We start from the raw sequence: 20953 nt of genomic DNA on the forward strand, positions 1-20953 counted from the left end.
AATTTATAATTACACTATTGTAAAAACAGTATTTTTAATATCACTGCCAATCTAGTAAGTTAATACGTAAAATACAAAAGCCCAGTCTAATTTAAGACCGGGCTTTTTTTGCTTATATAAGCTGTTTATTTTCCGCCATAAAGCTTTCGATTTCATCCACCGTGCGGATAATCTCCTTTGAAAGGTTCTCATATCCTTCAGCCGTTACGAGAATATCATCCTCGAGACGTATTCCGATAGATTCTTCCTCAATATACAGACCTGGCTCAATAGTCAGGACCATGCCTGGCTCAAGCACACGGTCTTTATACGATCCGACATCATGTGTGTCCAGCCCCAGAAAATGGCCGACACTGTGGTAATAGTATTTCGACACTTCAGAGTCGTCTTGAATGAGACCGGTATTCTTCAGTTCATCCGCCAAAACCTTGCGTGCATGCTCGTTTAGCTCTGCATACTTTAATCCTGGCTTAATAAGCTCAGTCGTTTCTTTCAGCGCTTTTAGCACGATGTTGTAGATCTCTTTTTGGCGAGGTGTAAACGTGCCGTCTACCGGGAACGTGAAGCTGATGTCCGCGTTGTAATAATCCTTCTGCGCACCCAGATCAAGCAGGACGAGTTCACCACTGTTCGTTTTCGCATTGTTATGCTCATAATGCAGAACGGTCGCATTCTTGCCGCTCGCCGCAATCGTTCCAAATGCAAAATCCTTTACGCCTGCAGATTTTAAAGTGAAATCAAAATGCGCCTCAAGCTGATTTTCCATCATGCCAGGTTTCGCATTTTTTAGTACATTGTAGATGCCGTCTTTAGTGATTGCGATCGCTTCTTTTATCTTTTCGATCTCTTCTTCAGTCTTAATCACGCGCAGTTCACAGATTTCTGGATAAATGTTGTGGATTGCAACGTGAGGATAATGGTCTTTTAGATGCTTTGCGAACTGCAGCGTTTTCGTCTGTGCGCCTGTCCACTCTCTGCGTTCTAAGTCTAAACACACAAGTTTTTGATTTTCTCTAAAGAAAGCTCCCGTCAGCATCCCTTCAAAGCTCTCATTGAACTGGATGTTCTCGATTCCGGAAATTGTTTTCGCTTCGTCCTCAGAAACCGTCTTCCCTACCCATTTCTCCATCACTGAATCCGCTTTTTGGATGAAAAGTGTTTCCTTCACATCGCTTCCGCTTTTTTGGATGACAAGCGTCACGTTAGGCTCATTGATTCCAGTAAGATAATAAAAGTTGCGGTTCGGTGTGAATTTATAGCGTTCATCGGCACTCTTAAACGGAGCTTCGCCAGCGAACAGAATGGTCATTGATTCGTCAGGCAGAACCTCTTGCAAACGGCTGCGGTTTTGAGTAAAAAAGTCTTTGTTCATTTAAAATCCTCCTTTAGGGTTTTTAAATAGACTAATGAGTTTATTTATATAGTTATATTATAAGTTCTTTCCTAAATCATGGATACCTTTTTGTTTTGAAGAAAAAAACGGAAGCTTAATTCCAAGAGCTATACCAGCGCCGATACAACTCGCAGCACATCCTGCTACAAGAAATAAAGTCAGTTCTGATTCTCCTATCAGTACAGAAGCGATACCCCCGATTGCTGGGAAAAGTGCCACCATGTAGCCTGCTTTTGCACCGCCAATGTCTTCAATAAGCTTTAAATAGAAAAGCCACGCTAGGAATGAAGCTACGACTGTTAAATAAAGAAGTGCGCCAAGATAAGTCGGTGCTGTTGGCATGAGAATCGGTCCGTTCTGATAAAGGACGAGTGCTCCCATTACCAAGCTCGCTGCTGTAAAGCCAAACGTATTGGCATACACAGGGTTAACTTTAGCTCGTGCGTTTCGTGCAGAACTCACATCCCCGATTGCAGTTATGACCGTTCCGAGCAGAGCCAACGATATCCCCTGCAGATCCGTCATCTGAAGGCTTGATAAGTTAGGATAGATCACGAGACATACGCCGAACACGCCAAGAATGCCTCCAGTAAGCAGGCGTGCATGCAGCTTTTCTTTTAAAAAGATACGCAGCGCGACCGGTGTCAGAATAACTTTTAATGAAAAAATTAGGGTGACGATTGCCGCCGAGCTCATGATGGTCGCGTAATACAGACAAAGATAGCTTAATGCAAAGTTGCACAGCCCAAACGTAATAATGTAAGGCAAGTCTTTTCTCGTTGGCTTTCCTGCTGGCTTCATGACGAGCAGCAGCACTAAGAACAGCAAGGCTGTCGCGGCGAGACGATAGGTTAAGGACAGTTCAAGACTGACTGGTGTGCCTTGTATTTTCACTGCAATAAAATTAAGCCCCCATATGATTAAACAAAAGATGTAAAGAAAATTAGTCATGGTGTGTTTGCTCCTGATTATTAGTTGTCCTCGATTTAGTTACGCAACCTTTCTTTCCACTCCTCCTCACTGGAGATGTTGTTTTCGATAAAATAGTTTGCTTGGTGTTTGAACATGTTTAGGAATGATTCTTTGTCCAGCGATATTTCTTCGAGACCATCGACGTTCCCTTCCACATGAACTCTATCGTTCTTCACATCCACTTTCACCGTCATCACTGTTTCGTTTTCAAACGTAACGATGGCGGTGACCATTTTGCTGGATAAATCGATATGCGGGTATGAGTACCGTACCCCAGAAGGTTTGAACAATGTAACGCCGCTCGTTCTATCCTTTAATCGCACGGCTTGTGAAGCCGTAATGTGCAGTGTCCTTTTCATCGTTTTATTTCCTCCGTAAACGCCTCCGCATCTGCAGGAAGACTGCGTACTGCCGTTAAGTAGCGCGTCATATTTTGGTCATCTTCTGTTTTGTACGTAAAACCGTGCTCTATCGCTACGTCCTTTCCGAGTGTTCTGAACAGTTCGACAGCTGAGAACAGAGCGTCCCATGTGCTGGCTGAATGGCTGTCAGCATACGTCTTTTTGTACAAAGTCCAATAGATTTCCGGCAGGTACTTTTTGAAATACTTCCCCAGCTTTCCTGGTGAAACGTTGAAATCATGGTGCATGCCGATCCACCAGGATGCCATTTCATCGAGTTTTGCGCGTACATACCGTTCGAACATTGCCTTCCCGTAAGGCAGTTCATCACGCCAAAGTCCTTTTGCTACGTTTTGTGACACCCACCAGAACTCATTGCAAGAACCAAAGTAGTGCGCCTCGGTAGGTTTTTTTACATGATAATCATAGTCGTTCGCCGGTTGTATGTCTGGTAATATTCCGTCTTTGTCGAGCAACGGAATCGTAAGGCTGTCTCCGGTATATTCACCGATCGCTCGATTTGCTGTTTTTAACGTCAGATCGATACGGTTGCCGTCTGAAAACAGCATAAGATACGCGTATGACTCCTCGATGCTCACTTTCTGTCCGATTATCTGGTCAAGCTTGTCCGGCTCCTGCATCATGATACGGTCGCCAAAGACTGATATCCATTCTTCATCAGCTAAGAATGACGCTGTTTCTTTTACGACATACGCGATATCATAATCTTGAAACAGATCTCGTGGCGCTCTCGGGTTGGTGCGCGAGCCGTTCATGTACACCGCTCGTATACGGTCATCTTTTTCCGCTGTTTCTATAATTAAATCCATCATTTCTCTTTCGCTGCGCATAAGGTACCTCCTGTTCATTTCAGGTCGTATGTATATTCGCTATCATACCGGCTCTTCCTCTATACTGAGAATAACAGCCCCTGCAGAACACGGCACGGAAAGTCGGGCTGCGGCAGATTGCTCCTGTTAATGTATAGATAAAGGAGGTCAGAACATGGATTTGCTTGCTTCTATGAATGGTTCGATGCAGTATATCGAGGACCATTTAACAGACAACATTGATATAAAAGAAGCCGCTCGGATGTCGTATTGTTCGGAATACCACTTTAAACGGATGTTCTCTTTTCTTGCTAGTATTTCATTGTCTGAATATATTCGACGCAGAAGGCTGACACTGGCGGCTTTTGAGATCAGGGAACAGAACGTCAAGGTCATTGATATCGCGTTGAAATACGGATACCAGTCACCTGATTCGTTCACAAGAGCTTTCCAGCAGCTTCACGGCATTACACCGTCTGAAGCGAAAAACAGCAGCCATTCGCTGAAAGCATATCCTCGCATGACCTTCCAGCTGTCCATTAAAGGAGGAAGTGAAATGAACTATCGTTTAGTTGATAAAGAGGCCTTTCATATTGCTGGGATAAAAAAACGCGTTCCGCTTGTGTTTAATGGTGTGAACCCTGAAATCGCCGCTATGTGGCAGAGTCTTAACAGTGAAACCATCCAGTTGCTTAAGAACTTATCCAATGTTGAACCTCATGGCTTGATCAGTGCCTCAGCAAATTTTTCTGAAGGAAGAATGGAGGAAAAAGGCGAGCTCGATCACTATATCGGTGCGGCGACTACTAAAGATTGCCGTGGAGACCTTGAAAAGTATGAGATTCCTGCTGGCACATGGGCCGTTTTTGAAGCAGTTGGTCCATTTCCAGAAACACTGCAGGATGTTTGGGGCCGCGTTTATTCCGAGTGGTTCCCATCCTCAATCTATGAGCAAATTAACGGTCCTGAGATCTTGTGGAACGAACATAAAGACGTCACTTCCCCAACGTTCAGGAGCGAAATTTGGATACCCGTTAAAAAAAGAGCGCTTTAAAATCCAGGAGTGTAACAGCTAAATCATGCTGTTACGCTCCTTTTTGATGCTTATTTAAAAAAATTCACGAAAAGTTCTTTGGATTTTCCGTTCTTTTTCTATAAAATAAAACAGCACGACTCTACTCTATTAGTACCATTTTCAGGATATACTTAAAAAGATGGTATAAAAAGAGAAATACAAATATAGTGAAGTTGGTGTCTGTTCACATGGAAAGAAAGTTAAAAAAACAGAAAAAGCCAGGTGTACTTTCCCAAACGGTGAAGACAGGGATCATTAAGTCCAATCTTGTTCCGATGTTTGCGGGTCTGACGCTGGCATTATATACGTACAATCTGAATCCCGCTGAAAAGCTAGCAGATGTGCTTTTTGTCTTGATTGGGACGATTCTCGTAATCGGAGCTGCCGGAACGTTTAATAACATCTACGACCGTGATATTGATGCAATTATGGAGCGCACGAAAAACAGGCCAACCGTTACAGGGGAAATCAAAGTCAAGACTGCACTTATGCTTGCAGCTGTAATGGCGGCAGCAGGTATCACCGCTCTCGCATTCACAACGCCGCTAGCTGCCGTGCTTGGCTTTCTTGGCTTGTTCTTTTATGTGGTGCCGTACACGATGTGGAGCAAGCGCAGAACCGTTTACAACACGGAAATCGGGAGCATCTCCGGCGCGATGCCGCCACTCATAGGCTGGGCTGCAATGACAGGAACCCTTGCCCATCCTGCAGTGTTCGCATTGTTTATCATTCAAGTAATTTGGCAGATGCCTCATTTTTACGCGATCGCAATACGGCGCCATGACGAGTATAAGGCAGCCAAAATTCCGATGCTTCCTGTTGAAAAGGGTATTAAACGGACATATGTACAGACGAATGTGTATCTCGTTTTGCTTTGTCTGACAAGCTTTCTTTTCCTGCCTTTAAGTTTAGGGCTGACACTCGTTGCCTTATTGATTAACGCCGGTTGGCTCGTACTCAGTATATACGGCTACAGCAAAAAGAAAGATTCCGAAAAATGGGCGAAGCTGCTCTTTATCTATTCCTTGTTTCATATGACGATCTTGTTTTCAACGGTCATTGTTTACTCGCTCGTCGGTATTTTTATATTGAAGTAAAGCGCGAAAAGGCATTCCCGCAACATTCGGGGATGCCTTTTCAAATTAATTATTGTTTTCATTCTCCTGCATCTGTTTCAGATAATCTTCCAGCCTGTCGAACCGGTCATTCCATAATTGCCGGAAAGAGCCCAGCCAGGCATCGATGTCCTGAAACGGCTCCTGCTGCAGGTGATAGATCCTTTTATTCGCCGATGCTTCCACTTTCACGATGCCGGCTTTATTCAGGACACGAAGATGCTTCGATGTCTGCGGCTGCAGCATACCCAGCTTGACGGCAATCTCGCCGACAGTCAGCGGACCGTCGCGCAGCAGCTCTACAATCTGAAATCGGTTGGGCTCGGAAAGTGCGTTCATGGCTGTAATCAAATGTAAGCCCATATTTATTCACCTATCTTTATTGAAGCTTTTCAAGCAGTGCGTCCAAGCGTTCGAGCTGAGAGGCGTAGCCTTGCTCTACACCCATGTCCACGACCTGCTGAAGCGCCTCTTCTGTCACGAATTCCGTGCTTGAAATGATTTTCGTCTTTCCTTCGTACTCCACGAATTCCATCGTCACGATCATACTCGGCATACTCTCGTTAACATTTCCTTCTTTATCTGCAAACGAATCTTTATAAACGAATTTGTTTGGCGCCTCGATTTCCTCGTAAACCGCGATTCCGCACGATTCCATCCCAAAGAAATCGCCTTGATTCTTGTCGGTGCATGTCATGCAATAATGCCACATTCCACCCGGCTTAAACTCGAACGTATAGTTCTTCGTCTCCCAGCCTTGAGGTCCCCACCAGTTTGCCAGATGCTCACTTTCAGAAAAACATTTGAACACGAGTTCTTTCGGTGCGTTAACCACACGCTCAATAACAAGAGTCTTGCCTTCCGTGCGTGATACTAAGCTGCTTGCCGATTGATTAGCTGCCATGTTAACTCCTCCAAGTTTCATTTTTTAAATCTTGGATGACCGTTTGCTTATGTTATTTTATATATTACTACATCAGAATATTCCTGTAAAGGAATATTAGTGAATGATTTTTTAATTTCTTATAAGCTCAACAATCCATATCACACCTGATCCAAGCAATGTCGTAACGAGAATATCGAACAGCAGTCCTTTTATTCCACGTTTTCTATAGCTCTCTTCTGCAAAATATCGAATTAAATAAAAGATTGTCATACCTGCTAAAAGACCCAAAATTTTTAATTCCATGTGTTTCTTAACTCCTTATCCTATTATCCGCTGCGTAAATCCATTTGCTCACTGATTGGACTAAACAGCTCATAATGCAAGTTTACCATTCTTTTTTCTTCTTTTTACATAACTTAGGCACTTGCTTGTGGCAAGTGCCTGAAATTAAGCTGAATACAGTTAAGAACGCGGCATATGAACGCTTTTATTAACCAAGATCCCTGTCGGTTCACCGCACTGTTTCCGATCGAACGTGATTAGCACGTTTCCGGCCACGACGGTATCATAGCTGATAATCTTGCACTCATGCGATGCATCGTCATATTGGTCGTAGCAGTGCAGCGTTTTATTTATCACGTGAAACTGAAGTAAATCGCTGTTTTTCTTATAGATTCCAATAAAATCAAGCAGATGTCCAGGGTCGTATTCGTAATCCGGAATAGGCGATACCTTTTCACAAGTGACGCCGTCGACCATGATCTGTGTGACCGGATCCTCGCCATTTTCGTGGAACCCGACAGATACTTGCTCCCCATCAATCATTCCGATAAAACGGTCCCTGCCAAACGGAGCAAGTACGGTTTCTTCGCCATTCAGCTTAAAATACAGCTGACCATCTGCCTCCCGAACACTTACATAACCCTTCCATGCACCAGTATATGTCCCTTCACAAAGTTCCGGTCTGATCACTGGTCCGTTGTAAGGTTCAGTGCTGTCGGTTGAATCCTCTCGAATATATTCATTAAAGATTGACGCGATGATATCGAGGGCAGAGTCCCAGAATCCGTGGCGTCCGTTCGTCAAGAGGACGACACCAATCTCACTGTCTGGAACTGCGTACATCCAAGCTCCGTAATTTTGGACTGCCCCATCATGCCAAAGACGCTTCACTGAACGGAAGTAATCCACCTCGATCGCAAGCCCGTAACCGCTGCGATCCGGTAAATAATAATCGCCGTGAATGGTATACATTTCTTTTATCGATTCTGCAGATAAAAATCCGTCACCCTCCTTCAGCAGCATCTGTACAAATTTTCCCATGTCCGATGTTGATGAAATGGCAAAACTAGAAGGCAGATGCGCTGAGTTTCCGGGAAGTCCAGCCAATTGCGACAATTCTTTAAACGCAGTGTGATCAAAACCTGAGTTCGTCATGCCGAGCGGCTCGAATACGTACTCTTTTACAAGATCAGCATAATATTTTCCTGTTACAGCTTCTGCGACATAACCTGCTGTATCAATGCCAAGATCGCTGTAGCACCATGTTTTTCCAGGTGCAAATAACAGGTTGTATTGCGGCAGACTGCGGACAAGCTTTTCTAATCCGTCAGGCTCCATGCTGCCAAACGCTTCGAACACGTGCGGCAATCCAGATGTGTGACTGAGCAGCATACGCGTTGTCACTGCATTTGCTGCCTCCTCATCCTCTAAAGTGAACCATGGTATATATTTAACAATCGGCGTATCAAGATCTAGCAATCCTTCTTCAACGATCTTCATGATTAATACGCCTGTCAAAGTCTTAGTGAGTGAGCCAATATAGAATGGTGACTCTGTACTGGCCGGCTCTGCCCCTTCCCAAGTTCCTGAAGTGCCATACCCATTTTCATATATGACTCCGTCCTTATCCACGACTGCAATTGCAAGTCCTGGAACTGCGGCAGTTTTCATTTTTTCATTTATCATTTGTTCCAATTTGTTAATATCCAATGATTGTATCCCTCGCTTTTCATATTCCCCTACAGTAAGTATTAGATTTGTTACCCTGTTATTCCTTCATTATAACTTTTACAGTTGATTTACAATTTTCGTGTAAAATCAGAGTTTTATTTATGTAATCCTTGTTTATAAGTTTTGTATATCCATTTTCTAACAATTCGGTATTCGCATAAATTCTTTAATTCTAGTAAACTGTAAGAACTTTAGGAAAGAAGGGATGATAATTGAGTAATACGTTGAACCAGTTGATTGAGGATAATAGAAGTGTTCATGTTCTGTATTCCTATAACGGGATGAAGAGTTACATCGAACAGGCTGTGAGCTATATCCAAAATGGGGTTGAGGCGGGAGATTATATTGTATTAATCGAAAACGAACGAAATTACCGTATTATTCACAAAGAATTGATCCTCTGTCTTAGTAAAGATGAGATGAAGCTCGTCCATTACGTCAACAACTTTGATTTCTATTACTCAAGCGGCAGTTATCATCCTCCTGCCATTGTGGACTATTTCAATAAAACAGTTCAGCAATATGTGGAAAATAAACTGCCTTTCCGCTCATGGGCACATGTGGAATGGGCAACGGTAAAAGACCCGCTGTACCTGATTGAAGAATTAGAGGAAATCGTAAATGAGGTTGTCAATGAACTGTCGTTTTCACACGTTTGCGCGTACGAGGCAGCAAGAATGCCCGACCACCTTAAAAAAATCTTGTTGGAAACCCATCCTTTTATTCTCATGGAGGATGAAATCTTTCCGTCCGAGCACTACCAGAATTCGAGTGATATAAAATTATTATAAAAAGCTTAGGTCAATTTCCTAAGCTTTTTGCTATCATTACCTGCTCTGACTCACTTCTTTCATCTGCTTTTCGTGATTAATAAGCCATTCTTTCCTTGCCAGCCCTCCTGCATAACCGCACAAATCCCCGTTGGCGTTGATGACGCGATGGCATGGAATGATAACCGCCAGCTGGTTCGTACCATTCGCTCTCGCTACGGCACGGTATGAAGACGGACGTCCAAGCGCTGCGGCGATGCTCGAATACGATGCCGTACTGCCCGGGGAAATCTTTAGCAGCTCTTTCCAAACATTCTTCTGAAAATCTGAGCCGATCATATGCACCGGCGTCTCGAACCGGTCAAGACGTCCGCTGAAATAAAGGTCAAGCTCATGGCGAATGGATGTTATTGGAGATGTATCACCTGGCACGATCGCTGCTTTCGTTTTCTGTCTCAAGCGTTCCACCTCGCGCTCAAGTCCGCGCCGGTCTATAAACTCCAGCAAGTAAAGCGCCTTGTCATCTGCAATTGCAATCATTGGTCCAAGCTCTGTATCAATCCAGCTTGCTTTAAGAAGCTTGCTGCTTCCAGAACGTGACGGCGGCGCGCCCATGAACCGTGAAAATGCATCGCGGAAACCGCTGCCCGACTCATAGCCTGCTGTTAATTGAGCGTCAATCACGGCTCCGCCTGAACGGATCTGTTTCATCGCAAGACCCATCCGCCGCGCGCGGGCATACTCCACGAACGTCATGCCAAATCGTTTCTTAAACTGCCGTCGTGCCGTCGAGGCATCGACAGACAGCTCTTTAAAATCCGCATCGCGCCAGCGTTTTTCCGGATTCTCCTCCACTGCCTGCACAAGCTTCTGCACCACATCCGACACCTGATTCGGATGAGAAAGCGGCCGGCAGCGCTTGCAAGGCCGATAGGAAGCAAGTAATGCCTCTTTGGCGTTTGTGTACCATTCACAATTCTCGAATTTCGGCTTTCTTGCCGGGCATGTTGGACGGCAGAAAATACCGGTCGATTTTACCCCTACAAAAAATACACCTTCATATTCTGATTTTTTCTCGACAAGTGCCTGATAGAATTCCTGTTCTCTCATCTTTCTGCCTCCTTTTTTATATAAAGTGTACCCATTAATTCAGCCGTCTGCCGACGAAAATCAGGCATGGATATTTTTATTTTACTGACTTTAAACCTGCTGAACATACGGCGTATGCTTTCTTTTCAAAAATGCTGTTGTGCATGCGGGCCGCTTGTTTTGCAATGTTGAATAAGCGTTGCTCTTTCAAACCCGTACATCTGAGTAAAATGCATCAGCTGATGTTTATAATAATCTATCACCTATGTGTTTGGACATTCCATTATATGGTACTATTTTATTTATAAAAAGGGGGCTGAAATCATGAATGCATTACAAGGGATTGTCAAGCGCAGCCAATTGACAAAGCAGGAACTTGATGACATCAAAGTTCTAGAGGATATTTGTTCTAATTATGAAAACATTACTTTGAAACTTAACTGGAGCATGCTTCGCGACAATAAACGTGATTCAGAAAATCATATTTTTTATTATGAAAATAACGTTCTTGTCGGGTTTCTCGGACTCTATTATTTTGGCAGAGACGAAATTGAAGCAAGCGGCATGGTGCATCCTGAATACAGACGCCGCGGGATTTACAAACAGCTGGTGCAAACAGCAAAGGAAGAGTGCTCTTCCCGCAGCATCAGCTGTCTCATTCTGATCTGCCCAGGCAATTCGGCAAGCGGACACGCCTTCTGTAAAAATGTTGGCAGTGATTACTCGTTTACTGAATATTATATGGAGCGCAATGACAACACACTGATGGACATTCCCGCTGTTTCAGGACTCGGAATCCGGCAGGCGATGAAAGAGGACCTAGATGCCATAGCCCGACTGAATCAGAACGGGTTTGACATGGCATTGGAGGATGCGGCGAACTTCGCTTCATCCAGCCTTTTAAAAGGTGATACGCTGATTGCGGAGCTTAACGGAACAGCAATTGGAAAGCTGAATTTAAGGGATACAGACAATCATGCGTTCATATATGGTTTTGTCGTTGCCAAGGAATTCCGCGGGAAAGGCTACGGGCGCAACATTTTAATGAACGCGGTCGTTTATAGCCAAGAAAAGATGAACAGATTACATCAGTCACTTGAGGTTGCAGCGACTAACGACCGGGCGCTTGGCTTGTACAAGTCATGCGGCTTTGTCGAGAAAAGCAAGATTGATTATTATGAATTGAAGAAAGGGGTTCATTTCTAATCTCCTGCATCGGCGCACATCTTACCCCCATAAAGATACCTTTTGAAGTTAATAGTTTAGGATGAACCGTTTTATTGACAGGGGGAAAGTTAGTTATGGACGCATATGTAAAGAGTTCACTGCTACAATGGAAAGAGGAAATGATGGTACAGAAGCAGGAGCTTGATGAAGAGTACGAAAGGCTGAAGGCAGACTTGCAGCTGTATTCATACAAGTTCGGGATCACGAAACAGGTCATCCAGTCCACTTCCAACGACAAAATCGTGAAGAACATCAAAACTACTTATCAAATTCCTTTTGAAGAGAAGTTCAATGAGCTGAAACAAAGCTTAAAGGATATTGAAGAAAAAAGAAGAGTTTACCAGATGTTCGTAGAAAAGATTGAAAAAGCGAGCGAAATGGAAGAAAAAGTGTAAAAGGCTTCTAGCCGGCAGTCATGCTGGCTGAAGCCTCTTTATTTTGTAAGATCAGCAAATGACGCCCTTGCCGCCATTAGTAAATCTTGCGGTGACAGTTCGATCTGCATCCCAATCTGGCCGCCGCTTACAATGATTGTTTCCAGTTGTTGTGCATTCTTGTGGACAAATGTCGGAAGCGCCTTTTTCATACCAATCGGTGAACAGCCGCCTCGGACATACCCTGTTATTGGTGTAATGTCCTTCACCGGAATCATCTCCACCTTCTTCTCACCTGCCGCTTTTGCCGCTTTCTTCAGGTCCAGCTCATCTTCCACTGGAATGACAAATACGTAATGATATTTGCGAGCAGACTGCGCGATGAGAGTCTTGTAAACTTCTTCTGCATTTCTGCCAATCTTGTCCGCAACCGATACACCATCGATCTTACCGTCCTCCGACGTGTACGTGATCATAAAGTAATCTACTTTATTTCTTTCTAAAATCCGCATCGCGTTGGTTTTTGTAGTTTTTTTCATAGGAGATGCTCCTTGTCTGAGAACTTATGTATTATCCTGCATGCATCATTCTTTTAAAATTGAGCCTTTTCTTTAAATAACATTTCACTTGTAATAAAAGCAAAAATTACTGCTGCTATTATTAGTACAAATTCAAACATTGTATATTGCAAGTCAAACAAAGTGGTAAGGTAATGTACACCATTTAAATAAACGATAATAAAAAATACGATAAAAATAAACTTTAACAGTTTATAAAAGATTACCAAGATATCCCCTCCACTTAGCATTATTAAAATTGTACTTGATATCGCATTTGAAATATATACCATTTTTTCTTTTGAAGGTTCCATTTTAAAAACCATGCAAAGAAAGCTGCCCCCTAAGAGAGGACAGCTTTTCAAATGAATTTATTTCATCAGATTGCCGATTTGAACTGTTCTTCTTCGGTCGAACCTTTCAACGCAGTCGTACTCGACGTTCCGCCGGAGATGACCTGTGCCACTTCGTCAAAATAACCTGTTCCGACTTCACGCTGATGGCGTGTTGCTGTATAGCCGTTCTCCTCGCTCGCGAACTCTGCTTGCTGCAGCTCGGAATATGCCGCCATACCGCGATCTTTGTAGCCGCGTGCGAGTTCAAACATGCCGTGGTTCAAAGCATGGAATCCTGCAAGTGTAACGAACTGGAACTTGTAGCCCATCTTGCCTAGTTCACGCTGGAAGTTGGCGATCGTTTCGTCATCCAGCTTCTTTTTCCAGTTAAACGAAGGCGAGCAGTTATATGCAAGCAGCTTCCCTGGGAACTTTTCATGGATGGCTTCAGCAAAACGGCGTGCTTCATCCAAATTCGGCTCACTCGTCTCGCACCAGATCAAGTCAGCATAAGGTGCGTATGCGAGTCCGCGGGAAATTGCCTGATCAAGGCCATCATTTGTGCGGTAGAAACCTTCTGCTGTCCGCTCGCCAGTCAAGAACTGATGATCATACGGATCGACATCGCTAGTGATCAAGTTGGCCGCATTCGCATCCGTCCGGGCAATCAAGACTGTAGGGATCCCCAGCACATCTGCTGCTAGACGTGCTGAAACTAGGTGGCGGACTGCCTGCTGTGTCGGCAGCAGTACTTTTCCGCCTAAATGTCCGCATTTCTTCTCTGAAGACAGCTGGTCTTCGAAGTGAACACCTGCCGCTCCAGCTTCAATCATCGATTTCATCAATTCAAATACGTTGAGGGCACCGCCAAATCCTGCTTCTGCGTCAGCGACGATTGGTGCGAACCAGTGCGTATCGGTCTTTCCTTCACTGTATTCGATCTGGTCAGCACGCTGCAGCGCCTGATTGATGCGTTTTACAACCTGAGGTACGCTGTTAGCCGGATACAGACTTTGGTCAGGATACATGTGGCCTGCAAGGTTGGCGTCTGCCGCCACCTGCCAGCCGCTTAAGTATATGGCTTTCAGGCCAGCTTTTACTTGCTGAACAGCCTGGTTGCCGGTCAATGCGCCGAGTGCGTGGACATAATCCTCTTCATGAATCAGGTTCCACAGCCTCTCTGCCCCTTTTCGCGCAAGCGTATGTTCGATCTGTACCGATCCTCTGAGCTTCACGACTTCAGCTGCCGTGTATGGACGCTCGATCCCCTTCCAGCGTTGATCACTTTTCCAGCTTTCCTCTAGTGCTTGAATTTCCTTTTCCATTTTATCTCGCTCCCTCGGTCAATTTTTTATAGCCAGGCAATGTTAAGAACTCACAGAATTCATCATCATTTACAAGCTGCCAAAATAGATCTTTCGCTTCCTCAAAACGTCCGCCGAGCAATAAAGCCTCCTCTTCGGTCATTTCCTGAACAAGCTCTTTCGTGATTTTCCGTCCATCATCAAGCACTCCGCGGTCATGCCGGATCCACTGCCACACTTGCGCCCTTGAAATCTCAGCTGTAGCGGCGTCCTCCATTAAGTTAAAAATTGGCACGGCACCCTTGCCAAGCAGCCAGGCGCCAATATATTGGATCCCGACAGAAATGTTCGTACGCAGCCCAGCTTCTGTAATCGGTCCATCTAGCGGCTGGAGCAGGTCGTCTGCCGTCACCTTAACATCATCCCGCTGGCGGAAACGCTGGTTCGGCGTCGGCATTTTTTCATTGAATACATCAAGCACGATAGGTACAAGCCCTGGGTGGGCGACCCAGCTGCCATCATGACCGTCATTCGCCTCGCGCTCTTTATCTGCCCTGACTTTCGCAAGCGCTTCTTCATTCGCTTTGTCATTGAATTTAATCGGTATCTGTGCGGCCATTCCGCCTATCGCATGAGCGTTGCGGCGGTGGCAAGTTTTCACGACATATTGTGTATACGCTCTCATAAATGGCACCGTCATTGTGACAAGCGCACGGTCTGGCAGCAAATACTGATTGTGGCTGCGCAGCTTTTTAATAAAGCTGAAAATATAATCCCAGCGTCCGCAGTTTAGTCCTGCGCTATGGTCTTTTAATTCATATAAAATTTCATCCGCTTCAAACGCAGCCAGTACGGTTTCGATCAGGACAGTCGCCTTGATCGTGCCGGCTGGAATGCCAAGCTCTAATTGTGCAAACTCGAACACCTTGTTCCAGAGACGTGCTTCCTGGTGGCTTTCAAGCTTAGGTAAGTAAAAGTATGGCCCGCTGCCTTTTTCAGCAAGCGTTTTAGCGTTATGGAAAAAGTACAATCCGAAATCGATCAGGCTCCCAGATGACGGCTTTCCGTTATAGAGAATATGATTCTCATTCAAATGCCAGCCGCGCGGTCTCACGATCAATGTGGCGATCTCGCTGTTCAGGCTGTATTCTTTTCCCGTAACTGCTTTATGTGCGAGAGTGCGGCGTACCGCATCGTATAAGTTAACTTGGCCGCCAATCGTGTTGTCCCACGTTGGGGAGTTGGCATCTTCAAGGTCTGCCATGAAGGCTTTCGCCCCGGAGTTCAATGCATTGATAACCATCTTTGGATCTCCAGCCGGGCCGGTAATTTCCACACGGCGGTCCTGCAGGTCTTGCGGAACATCGGCTACTTGCCAATCTGAGTTACGAATCCATTCAGTTTCATCTAAAAACTGTGGCAGTTTCCCTTGGTTCAATTCTTCCTGTTTGTTTGCCCGCTCTTGCAAAAGTGACTGACGCTCTGTTTCAAATGTATCGTGAAGCCTGGCGAGGAAATGGAGCGCTTCCTCGCTCAGTATGTGCTCATATTCTTTTTTCACAGAAACAGTAACTTGCAGCGGTGACAGTAAGTTTTCCAACTTCATCCCTCCTATCAATCTACAAGTCCGTTTCCATTACAGCGGTGACAGCATACGTTTCCGTGACCGCTGCACTTTTTGCAATTTCCTTCCTGGTGGTGCCCCGTTCCGCTGCAATGCGTGCATTTTGTTTCGCCGTTTCCTTCACATTTTGTGCAATTCATGTTCTCTTCCTCCTCTGTTTTTATCTGTTATAATACAGTTTAATTTGCTTGTAATGTAATATATAACATTAACTTCTGTTATGCAACAGATTTTTGTATTTTTTTATAAAAATAGGCCAACTGTTATATTACAGTTGGCCGTATTAGGGCTGTTTCCCTAATTTTTATCCATTATTAACTAACTTACAGGCACAATGCATATATGTGTTTAGAGGAAAAAAGTTAAGGAGATGGTGTGATTGAGTAAAGACGAACGCATCCCCCGTCCGCCTGACGCGGTAACGATCGTATATGAACGGAATCCTTTTACACAGCAGCAGCAGATCATTAACTCTTGTGTAATTGGCAGCGCCCCGCCCTGCAAGCTGCAATCAGGCAGTGATGCGTACAGTGCTGGACACTGCCTGTTAAACAACGGCTTTAAGCTGATCTGCAACACCGCTAATGTAATGACGTTTGAAAGAGTCTATTAAACAAAAAGAAAGCTGTGCCTGTTATGGCACAGCTTTCTCTTAATCTTGTGTTTGAAATTTAAGCTTCTTCTCTTTCATCAGCTCCGCTAACGCGGCACGGAATGACGTGAAGGCGCGGATGTCCTTCATTTCTGTAAGGCCAGATGTGACGAGCTGCATAGAGACAAATGGACTGAATCCTGTAAATATCGCCTGAACACCCATGAGGGACAGACTTGACGTTAATGTTTTAATACCTTGTCCAAAATTATCAATATCACCGATCTCGTCTGCTCCGATACCGCTGAAGTCAATAACGATGTTTGTAATGTTATCAGCTGCTGACAGCTTCACAATCTTGGACGTAATCATTTCATAACGTTCGGGATACAGATGTCCTGTTATCGGAACAAGTGCAGTTTCCGGAAGAATGGAATGAATCATCGGCACCGAAATATCTGAAATGAGCCGTTCGCTCTCTTTTAACTTTTTCTTTAACTCTTCTATTTCACTCTTTAATTGTTCTACTTCACTCACATTTGTTACCATAAATGCCTCCTGCTATTGCTAAGATAGTTTGAGCGTAGCACTAATAGCCTCGTGTAATACTACCCTATATTAAATCCTGCCTACTAAATTATATGGATTCACTTCCCATGTTTCGTATGGAATTGTATGAAACGCATTCATTGCATCCAATGTACGTGACTTCATATTTGGCCGTGTAATGTATTGATCGATATTCTCTTCATTTAACTCTACAAATCTAGCATCATGAATCTCATCAGCCGGAACACTGATCTCCCCACTTATGTACTTTGCCTTAAATACAACGCATAAAACCTGTCTCGTGGCATTATAATACACCCCTGTAATGCCGATGGGCTCAATCACAACTCCTGTTTCTTCAAGCACTTCTCTAGCGGCTGCTGCGTCAAGAGCTTCTCCTTCTTCTACTTGACCTCCTGGCATTTCCCACGTATCCTTCCGCCACTGAGCCTGCACTAGCAAAACTTCATTTCTTTCGTTCGTTACAAATGCGGATACAGAAACGATATGTTTTGGCGTACTGCCATTCATCTTTCATTCTCCTTTTTACTGAATAACATTTTATTCTAGTAAAAGGATGGATAATCCTGTTTAGTTGTATGAAATTTGCTATAAAAATGCGATACGTGTCGAATTTTGTCAAATGGCACTTAAGTTAATAAAATGGCACATATTTTATGAAAATGGCACATAAGCAGAAAATATGGCACATAAGCAAAAAAAAACGGCACATATTAGACTATTTTCTTAAAGTGAAATAAAAAAGCACCCCGCAGCCGCGGGGCGTTTCCAACACTATCCATGATAATCGACTTTTTTAAGCGGTTCTTTCGCTGGGCCTTCGATCACTTTTCCATCAAAAGAGAACCTCGATCCGTGGCATGGGCAATCCCAAGTACGGTCGCCGGAATTCCATTCTGTCTCACAGCCGAGATGTGTGCATGTCGTGTCGACCACATGCAGCCTGCCATCCGCGTCACGATATCCTCCAGCTCGCTTGCCGTCCACCTTCACAACCGATCCTTCGTCCTTTGCCAGATCTGAAAGATGCTTATGCGGACGCTCTATTTTTCCTGAAATAAGGTGCTTCGCCACATCTGCGTTTTCCTGAATAAACTTTTTCACACTCGGATCAGCACGGAAACGGGATGGATCATATAGCTCCTTATAAGGATTGTCACGCTTCAGAATTAGGTCGGTCAGCAATTTAGCCGCTACCCCGCTGTTCGTCATTCCCCACTTGCGGAATCCAGTCGCAATTAAATAGTTGTCCGAATGGTAGCCGATGTACGGCACTTTATCGAGAGTGGTCAAGTCTTGAGCTGACCATCTGTAAGAAAACTCCTGTAATCCGAACGTATCGCGGGTATACTGTTCAAGGGCCTCATAATGCTTAATCGTACAAACTCCTTGACCGGTTTTATGGCTTTCACCCGAGATAAGAACAAGCTTGCCGCCTGTACCATCCGGCGTGAACCTCATCGACCGCGACGGGCTGCTCTCGCCGTAATACATGCCGCCTGGATAGTCATTTGCGGTTTTAACCGCGACCACATACGAACGGTCTGCGTACATCCTTGTAAAATAAAAGCCCATTCCGTCGTGGAAAGGAAAGTGCGAGCAAGCGACGATATGCTCGGCCGTGATGCGGTAGCCGTCCATCGTCAGGATGCTCGAGCTGCCGTCCATCTCTTTGGCTGTTGTGTTTTCAAAAATCTGTCCGCCTGATTCGGTTATATGGCCGACAAGGTGAAGCAAATATTTGACCGGATGAAACTGCGCCTGATTTTTCATCGTAACAGCGGCTTTTACTGGCAGCCCGAGCTGGATCGTTTCGGAGTAATCGGACGGAATTCCGAGTTTCTGATAAGCCTCGTATTCCTTTTTAACCTTATCAACGTCTTCCGATTTCTCAGCATAAATGATGGCGTCCTGCTCGCTGTAATCACAGTCGATATTGTGCTCGCGAATGTGGCTGCGCATAAACTCCAGCGCCTCACTCTGTGACTCGTAATACAACTTAGCCTTTTTCTCACCCATGTGAGAGATGAACTCATCATAAATCAGATCATGCTGTGCCGTGATCTTCGCCGTCGTATGTCCTGTCGTTCCGTTGAACAGCTTCCCCGACTCGATCAGCACAACCTTCTTGCCTTCCTTAGCCAAAAGGTAGGCCGTCGTAATTCCAGTTATACCGCCGCCGACAATCACCGTATCCACGCTGATATCATCCTGAAGCTTCGGAAACGACGGAATGTCCACTCCTTCACGCCAAAACGGCTCCGGATACCGGGGCATCTCTCCCGGTTGTTTATGCTGCGTCATACTAACGCCTCCTAAAAACAGAATCTACCATACCATTCTTGCCATATCACCGCTGTTTCTAAACGCTTACCCGTTTATCAAGAAATTTATGTCGTTTCTGGCTTGAGGTTTGGCATGGGGTACGGTACTCGATAGGCATATTTATTCTCAATTCTCTGCAGCAGCGCGCTTTTTCTTTCATTATTTGCTGCATAGTACCGTACCCCCAAACTCGTATACAACAAAAAAACCGCTATTCAGCGGTTTGAATTGTAATCATTTGCGTGATGGCTTCTGCAGCTTCGTCTATGAGCTCATACATCTTCGTCTGCTGGTCCATGAAATGATATATCAGGAAAGCGTTCAGAGGCCTTGAAAAACCGATTGAAAAGACAGGCTCTCCTTTTGAGAAGAAAGTATGGGTAACTTCAGATTTGATATACTGTTTGCTTTGTAGCTCTAAGAGGATCAGTTTAACGCGTAAAACGTCCATAACTTGTCTCCCCTTCCCTATACGGGATATTCATCAGCTAACAAAGGCGGCATATGGAATATTCAATTGTTGTACTATTATTTTACGAAATTTTCTGACAAAATACAACCGTTCTTTTTGTCTGTTTTTAGCGAAACAGAAGAAATTTATGTTTATTTTTCCTAATATTGGTTTCAAATTCAGGAAAGTGGGGAAATAGCCTTATTGGCTTTATGTTAATTTACAGCAAAAGGTGATGAATAGATGGCTAAAGGAGACTTGCTCATTATCGGCGGCAATGAAGATAAAAAAGAGAACAGAACGATCCTTCAGAAGTTTTCTTCTCTCTGTCTTGACCGAAAGGGTCCTATCGGTATTTTAACGACTGCATCCGGTTTTCCAGAAGAAGTGGGAGATGAATATAAACAGCTTTTCCAAGAGCTTCATGGAGAGGAGCCTGTCTTGTTTCACTTGGACACAAGAGAAAAGGCAGAATGCGATAATCTACCCCGCAGACTTAGTGAACTGTCCGGCCTATTCATGACAGGCGGTGATCAGCTTCGATTGACAAGCATCCTCGGCGGCACATGTTTTTACAAGCATCTGATTAAAAACTGGCACGATGGCATGATAGTCGGAGGAACGAGTGCAGGTGCAGCTGTTATGAGCAGGCTGATGATCTTCTCCTCCAAAAACTTAAAAAACGCAGAGGCAGCCTATCTAGAGATGGGTTCAGGCTTCGGTTTTCTTGAAGACGTTATCATCGACCAGCACTTTTCACAGCGTGACAGATTTTCACGACTCATGCGTGCGATAGCTCTTAATCCGCAAATCATAGGTGTAGGAATCGATGAAAACACGGCGATTTGGGTCAAGAATGAAGGAGAATTGTTTGAAGTGCTCGGCGAGTATAACGTGAGCATCTTTGACGGGAAGAAATCCGTATATATAGATATTGCAGAAAAATCAACAACGAACATGACCATTTCTGACATCCGCTTCCACACACTTGGTGAAGGCGCGATTTTCCATCTTCAAAAACGTGAACTTATACTGCCCTAAGGAGCGAAA

25 protein-coding genes are annotated in these 20953 nt (G+C 44.5%); 7 read left to right on the forward strand and 18 right to left on the reverse strand.

Annotation, left to right across the window (positions count from 1 at the left end; genetic code table 11):
• Positions 1–112: 112 nt before the first annotated feature.
• From CGZ90_RS05945 to CGZ90_RS05960, 4 genes are read right to left on the reverse strand one after another with little or no spacing between them, the layout of a single operon-like run.
• Positions 113–1372, reverse strand: coding sequence for an aminopeptidase P family protein (locus CGZ90_RS05945; protein WP_094251388.1), 1260 nt, complete (start codon positions 1370–1372; stop codon positions 113–115).
• A gap of 57 nt (positions 1373–1429) precedes the next feature.
• The gene (locus CGZ90_RS05950) at positions 1430–2344 is read right to left on the reverse strand and encodes a DMT family transporter (RefSeq protein WP_094251389.1); all 915 of its coding nucleotides are present in this window, start codon (positions 2342–2344) and stop codon (positions 1430–1432) included.
• Positions 2345–2379: 35 nt separating this feature from the next.
• Entirely contained in the window at positions 2380–2724 is a 345-nt protein-coding gene (locus tag CGZ90_RS05955; RefSeq protein WP_094251390.1) for a beta/alpha barrel domain-containing protein, read from the reverse strand.
• Positions 2721–3617 carry an aminoglycoside 6-adenylyltransferase gene (locus tag CGZ90_RS05960; RefSeq protein WP_094251391.1) on the reverse strand — a complete coding sequence of 299 codons (897 nt, stop codon included), beginning with the start codon at positions 3615–3617 and terminating at the stop codon, positions 2721–2723. Before CGZ90_RS05960 ends, CGZ90_RS05955 begins: the two co-directional genes overlap by 4 nt.
• Positions 3618–3771: 154 nt before the next feature.
• On the opposite strand from CGZ90_RS05960, the gene CGZ90_RS05965 reads away from it, so the two are divergent.
• Both CGZ90_RS05965 and cyoE read left to right on the forward strand, forming a co-directional pair.
• Positions 3772–4650 (forward strand): AraC family transcriptional regulator, encoded by an 879-nt coding sequence (locus tag CGZ90_RS05965; protein ID WP_094251392.1) that lies wholly within the window; start codon positions 3772–3774, stop codon positions 4648–4650.
• A 209-nt stretch (positions 4651–4859) separates the two neighbouring features.
• Positions 4860–5768 (forward strand): heme o synthase, encoded by a 909-nt coding sequence (gene cyoE / locus CGZ90_RS05970; protein ID WP_094251393.1) that lies wholly within the window; start codon positions 4860–4862, stop codon positions 5766–5768.
• Positions 5769–5813: 45 nt separating this feature from the next.
• Here cyoE and CGZ90_RS05975 read toward each other — a convergent pair whose 3' ends face one another.
• The 4 genes from CGZ90_RS05975 to CGZ90_RS05985 all read right to left on the reverse strand — a co-directional run bounded on the left by CGZ90_RS05975 (position 5814) and on the right by CGZ90_RS05985 (position 8664).
• Positions 5814–6149, reverse strand: a complete 336-nt coding sequence (locus CGZ90_RS05975; RefSeq protein ID WP_094251394.1) for an ArsR/SmtB family transcription factor — start codon at positions 6147–6149, stop codon at positions 5814–5816.
• Positions 6150–6165: 16 nt separating this feature from the next.
• Entirely contained in the window at positions 6166–6690 is a 525-nt protein-coding gene (locus tag CGZ90_RS05980) for an SRPBCC family protein (RefSeq protein WP_094251395.1), read from the reverse strand.
• A gap of 111 nt (positions 6691–6801) precedes the next feature.
• Entirely contained in the window at positions 6802–6975 is a 174-nt protein-coding gene (locus CGZ90_RS20655; RefSeq protein ID WP_165766781.1) for a hypothetical protein, read from the reverse strand.
• Positions 6976–7134: 159 nt separating this feature from the next.
• Positions 7135–8664 (reverse strand): serine hydrolase domain-containing protein, encoded by a 1530-nt coding sequence (locus CGZ90_RS05985; protein ID WP_094251396.1) that lies wholly within the window; start codon positions 8662–8664, stop codon positions 7135–7137.
• Positions 8665–8897: 233 nt separating this feature from the next.
• On the opposite strand from CGZ90_RS05985, the gene CGZ90_RS05990 reads away from it, so the two are divergent.
• Entirely contained in the window at positions 8898–9476 is a 579-nt protein-coding gene (locus tag CGZ90_RS05990; RefSeq protein WP_094251397.1) for an MEDS domain-containing protein, read from the forward strand.
• A gap of 36 nt (positions 9477–9512) precedes the next feature.
• On the opposite strand, the gene CGZ90_RS05995 is transcribed toward CGZ90_RS05990, so the two are convergent.
• Complete coding sequence (locus CGZ90_RS05995) at positions 9513–10565, reverse strand: bifunctional transcriptional activator/DNA repair enzyme AdaA (RefSeq protein ID WP_094251398.1); 1053 nt, start codon at positions 10563–10565, stop codon at positions 9513–9515.
• A 303-nt stretch (positions 10566–10868) separates the two neighbouring features.
• On the opposite strand from CGZ90_RS05995, the gene CGZ90_RS06000 reads away from it, so the two are divergent.
• Both CGZ90_RS06000 and CGZ90_RS06005 read left to right on the forward strand, forming a co-directional pair.
• Positions 10869–11750 carry a GNAT family N-acetyltransferase gene (locus CGZ90_RS06000; RefSeq protein WP_094251399.1) on the forward strand — a complete coding sequence of 294 codons (882 nt, stop codon included), beginning with the start codon at positions 10869–10871 and terminating at the stop codon, positions 11748–11750.
• Positions 11751–11845: 95 nt separating this feature from the next.
• Positions 11846–12166 (forward strand): hypothetical protein, encoded by a 321-nt coding sequence (locus CGZ90_RS06005; RefSeq protein WP_094251400.1) that lies wholly within the window; start codon positions 11846–11848, stop codon positions 12164–12166.
• Positions 12167–12204: 38 nt separating this feature from the next.
• Here CGZ90_RS06005 and ybaK read toward each other — a convergent pair whose 3' ends face one another.
• From ybaK to CGZ90_RS20660, 5 genes are read right to left on the reverse strand one after another with little or no spacing between them, the layout of a single operon-like run.
• The gene (gene ybaK, locus CGZ90_RS06010) at positions 12205–12684 is read right to left on the reverse strand and encodes a Cys-tRNA(Pro) deacylase (protein WP_094251401.1); all 480 of its coding nucleotides are present in this window, start codon (positions 12682–12684) and stop codon (positions 12205–12207) included.
• Positions 12685–12737: 53 nt separating this feature from the next.
• Positions 12738–13028 carry a hypothetical protein gene (locus tag CGZ90_RS06015; protein WP_094251402.1) on the reverse strand — a complete coding sequence of 97 codons (291 nt, stop codon included), beginning with the start codon at positions 13026–13028 and terminating at the stop codon, positions 12738–12740.
• A gap of 53 nt (positions 13029–13081) precedes the next feature.
• Positions 13082–14362, reverse strand: coding sequence for an isocitrate lyase (aceA, locus tag CGZ90_RS06020; protein WP_094251403.1), 1281 nt, complete (start codon positions 14360–14362; stop codon positions 13082–13084).
• Position 14363: 1 nt separating this feature from the next.
• On the reverse strand, positions 14364–15947 hold the full coding sequence (gene aceB, locus CGZ90_RS06025) for a malate synthase A (RefSeq protein WP_094251404.1): 1584 nt from the start codon (positions 15945–15947) through the stop codon (positions 14364–14366).
• An 8-nt stretch (positions 15948–15955) separates the two neighbouring features.
• Complete coding sequence (locus tag CGZ90_RS20660; protein ID WP_165766782.1) at positions 15956–16105, reverse strand: hypothetical protein; 150 nt, start codon at positions 16103–16105, stop codon at positions 15956–15958.
• Between the two features lie 239 nt (positions 16106–16344).
• On the opposite strand from CGZ90_RS20660, the gene CGZ90_RS06030 reads away from it, so the two are divergent.
• Entirely contained in the window at positions 16345–16578 is a 234-nt protein-coding gene (locus tag CGZ90_RS06030; RefSeq protein WP_094251405.1) for a hypothetical protein, read from the forward strand.
• Positions 16579–16617: 39 nt separating this feature from the next.
• On the opposite strand, the gene CGZ90_RS06035 is transcribed toward CGZ90_RS06030, so the two are convergent.
• The 4 genes from CGZ90_RS06035 to CGZ90_RS06050 form a co-directional block, all read right to left on the reverse strand.
• Entirely contained in the window at positions 16618–17106 is a 489-nt protein-coding gene (locus CGZ90_RS06035) for an STAS domain-containing protein (RefSeq protein WP_094251406.1), read from the reverse strand.
• Between the two features lie 69 nt (positions 17107–17175).
• Complete coding sequence (locus CGZ90_RS06040; protein ID WP_094251407.1) at positions 17176–17637, reverse strand: NUDIX hydrolase; 462 nt, start codon at positions 17635–17637, stop codon at positions 17176–17178.
• Positions 17638–17901: 264 nt separating this feature from the next.
• Positions 17902–19431 (reverse strand): FAD-dependent oxidoreductase, encoded by a 1530-nt coding sequence (locus CGZ90_RS06045; protein WP_094251408.1) that lies wholly within the window; start codon positions 19429–19431, stop codon positions 17902–17904.
• 232 nt (positions 19432–19663) lie between these two features.
• Entirely contained in the window at positions 19664–19903 is a 240-nt protein-coding gene (locus CGZ90_RS06050; RefSeq protein WP_094251409.1) for a hypothetical protein, read from the reverse strand.
• A gap of 243 nt (positions 19904–20146) precedes the next feature.
• Between CGZ90_RS06050 and CGZ90_RS06055 the strand changes: the two genes are divergently transcribed.
• Positions 20147–20944, forward strand: a complete 798-nt coding sequence (locus tag CGZ90_RS06055; RefSeq protein WP_094251410.1) for a cyanophycinase — start codon at positions 20147–20149, stop codon at positions 20942–20944.
• Positions 20945–20953: the final 9 nt, after the last annotated feature.

It is taken from the genome of Fictibacillus aquaticus (assembly GCF_002245695.1).
GTDB classification, from domain to species: domain Bacteria; phylum Bacillota; class Bacilli; order Bacillales; family Fictibacillaceae; genus Fictibacillus; species Fictibacillus aquaticus.

Excerpts from the sequence above, each read along its gene's own strand:
- cyoE (WP_094251393.1), top strand. The coding sequence starts at position 4,860 with ATGGAAAGAAAGTTAAAAAAACAGAAAAAGCCAGGTGTACTTTCCCAA.
- CGZ90_RS06035 (WP_094251406.1), bottom strand. The coding sequence starts at position 17,106 with ATGGTAACAAATGTGAGTGAAGTAGAACAATTAAAGAGTGAAATAGAA.
- CGZ90_RS06005 (WP_094251400.1), top strand. The coding sequence starts at position 11,846 with ATGGACGCATATGTAAAGAGTTCACTGCTACAATGGAAAGAGGAAATG.
- CGZ90_RS06045 (WP_094251408.1), bottom strand. The coding sequence starts at position 19,431 with ATGACGCAGCATAAACAACCGGGAGAGATGCCCCGGTATCCGGAGCCG.
- ybaK (WP_094251401.1), bottom strand. The coding sequence starts at position 12,684 with ATGAAAAAAACTACAAAAACCAACGCGATGCGGATTTTAGAAAGAAAT.
- CGZ90_RS05960 (WP_094251391.1), bottom strand. The coding sequence starts at position 3,617 with ATGCGCAGCGAAAGAGAAATGATGGATTTAATTATAGAAACAGCGGAA.
- CGZ90_RS05950 (WP_094251389.1), bottom strand. The coding sequence starts at position 2,344 with ATGACTAATTTTCTTTACATCTTTTGTTTAATCATATGGGGGCTTAAT.
- CGZ90_RS06000 (WP_094251399.1), top strand. The coding sequence starts at position 10,869 with ATGAATGCATTACAAGGGATTGTCAAGCGCAGCCAATTGACAAAGCAG.
- CGZ90_RS06050 (WP_094251409.1), bottom strand. The coding sequence starts at position 19,903 with ATGGACGTTTTACGCGTTAAACTGATCCTCTTAGAGCTACAAAGCAAA.
- CGZ90_RS05980 (WP_094251395.1), bottom strand. The coding sequence starts at position 6,690 with ATGGCAGCTAATCAATCGGCAAGCAGCTTAGTATCACGCACGGAAGGC.
- CGZ90_RS05945 (WP_094251388.1), bottom strand. The coding sequence starts at position 1,372 with ATGAACAAAGACTTTTTTACTCAAAACCGCAGCCGTTTGCAAGAGGTT.
- aceB (WP_094251404.1), bottom strand. The coding sequence starts at position 15,947 with ATGAAGTTGGAAAACTTACTGTCACCGCTGCAAGTTACTGTTTCTGTG.
- CGZ90_RS05965 (WP_094251392.1), top strand. The coding sequence starts at position 3,772 with ATGGATTTGCTTGCTTCTATGAATGGTTCGATGCAGTATATCGAGGAC.
- CGZ90_RS06055 (WP_094251410.1), top strand. The coding sequence starts at position 20,147 with ATGGCTAAAGGAGACTTGCTCATTATCGGCGGCAATGAAGATAAAAAA.
- CGZ90_RS05955 (WP_094251390.1), bottom strand. The coding sequence starts at position 2,724 with ATGAAAAGGACACTGCACATTACGGCTTCACAAGCCGTGCGATTAAAG.
- CGZ90_RS05975 (WP_094251394.1), bottom strand. The coding sequence starts at position 6,149 with ATGGGCTTACATTTGATTACAGCCATGAACGCACTTTCCGAGCCCAAC.
- CGZ90_RS20655 (WP_165766781.1), bottom strand. The coding sequence starts at position 6,975 with ATGGAATTAAAAATTTTGGGTCTTTTAGCAGGTATGACAATCTTTTAT.
- CGZ90_RS06015 (WP_094251402.1), bottom strand. The coding sequence starts at position 13,028 with ATGGTTTTTAAAATGGAACCTTCAAAAGAAAAAATGGTATATATTTCA.
- CGZ90_RS06040 (WP_094251407.1), bottom strand. The coding sequence starts at position 17,637 with ATGAATGGCAGTACGCCAAAACATATCGTTTCTGTATCCGCATTTGTA.
- CGZ90_RS20660 (WP_165766782.1), bottom strand. The coding sequence starts at position 16,105 with ATGAATTGCACAAAATGTGAAGGAAACGGCGAAACAAAATGCACGCAT.
- CGZ90_RS05995 (WP_094251398.1), bottom strand. The coding sequence starts at position 10,565 with ATGAGAGAACAGGAATTCTATCAGGCACTTGTCGAGAAAAAATCAGAA.
- aceA (WP_094251403.1), bottom strand. The coding sequence starts at position 14,362 with ATGGAAAAGGAAATTCAAGCACTAGAGGAAAGCTGGAAAAGTGATCAA.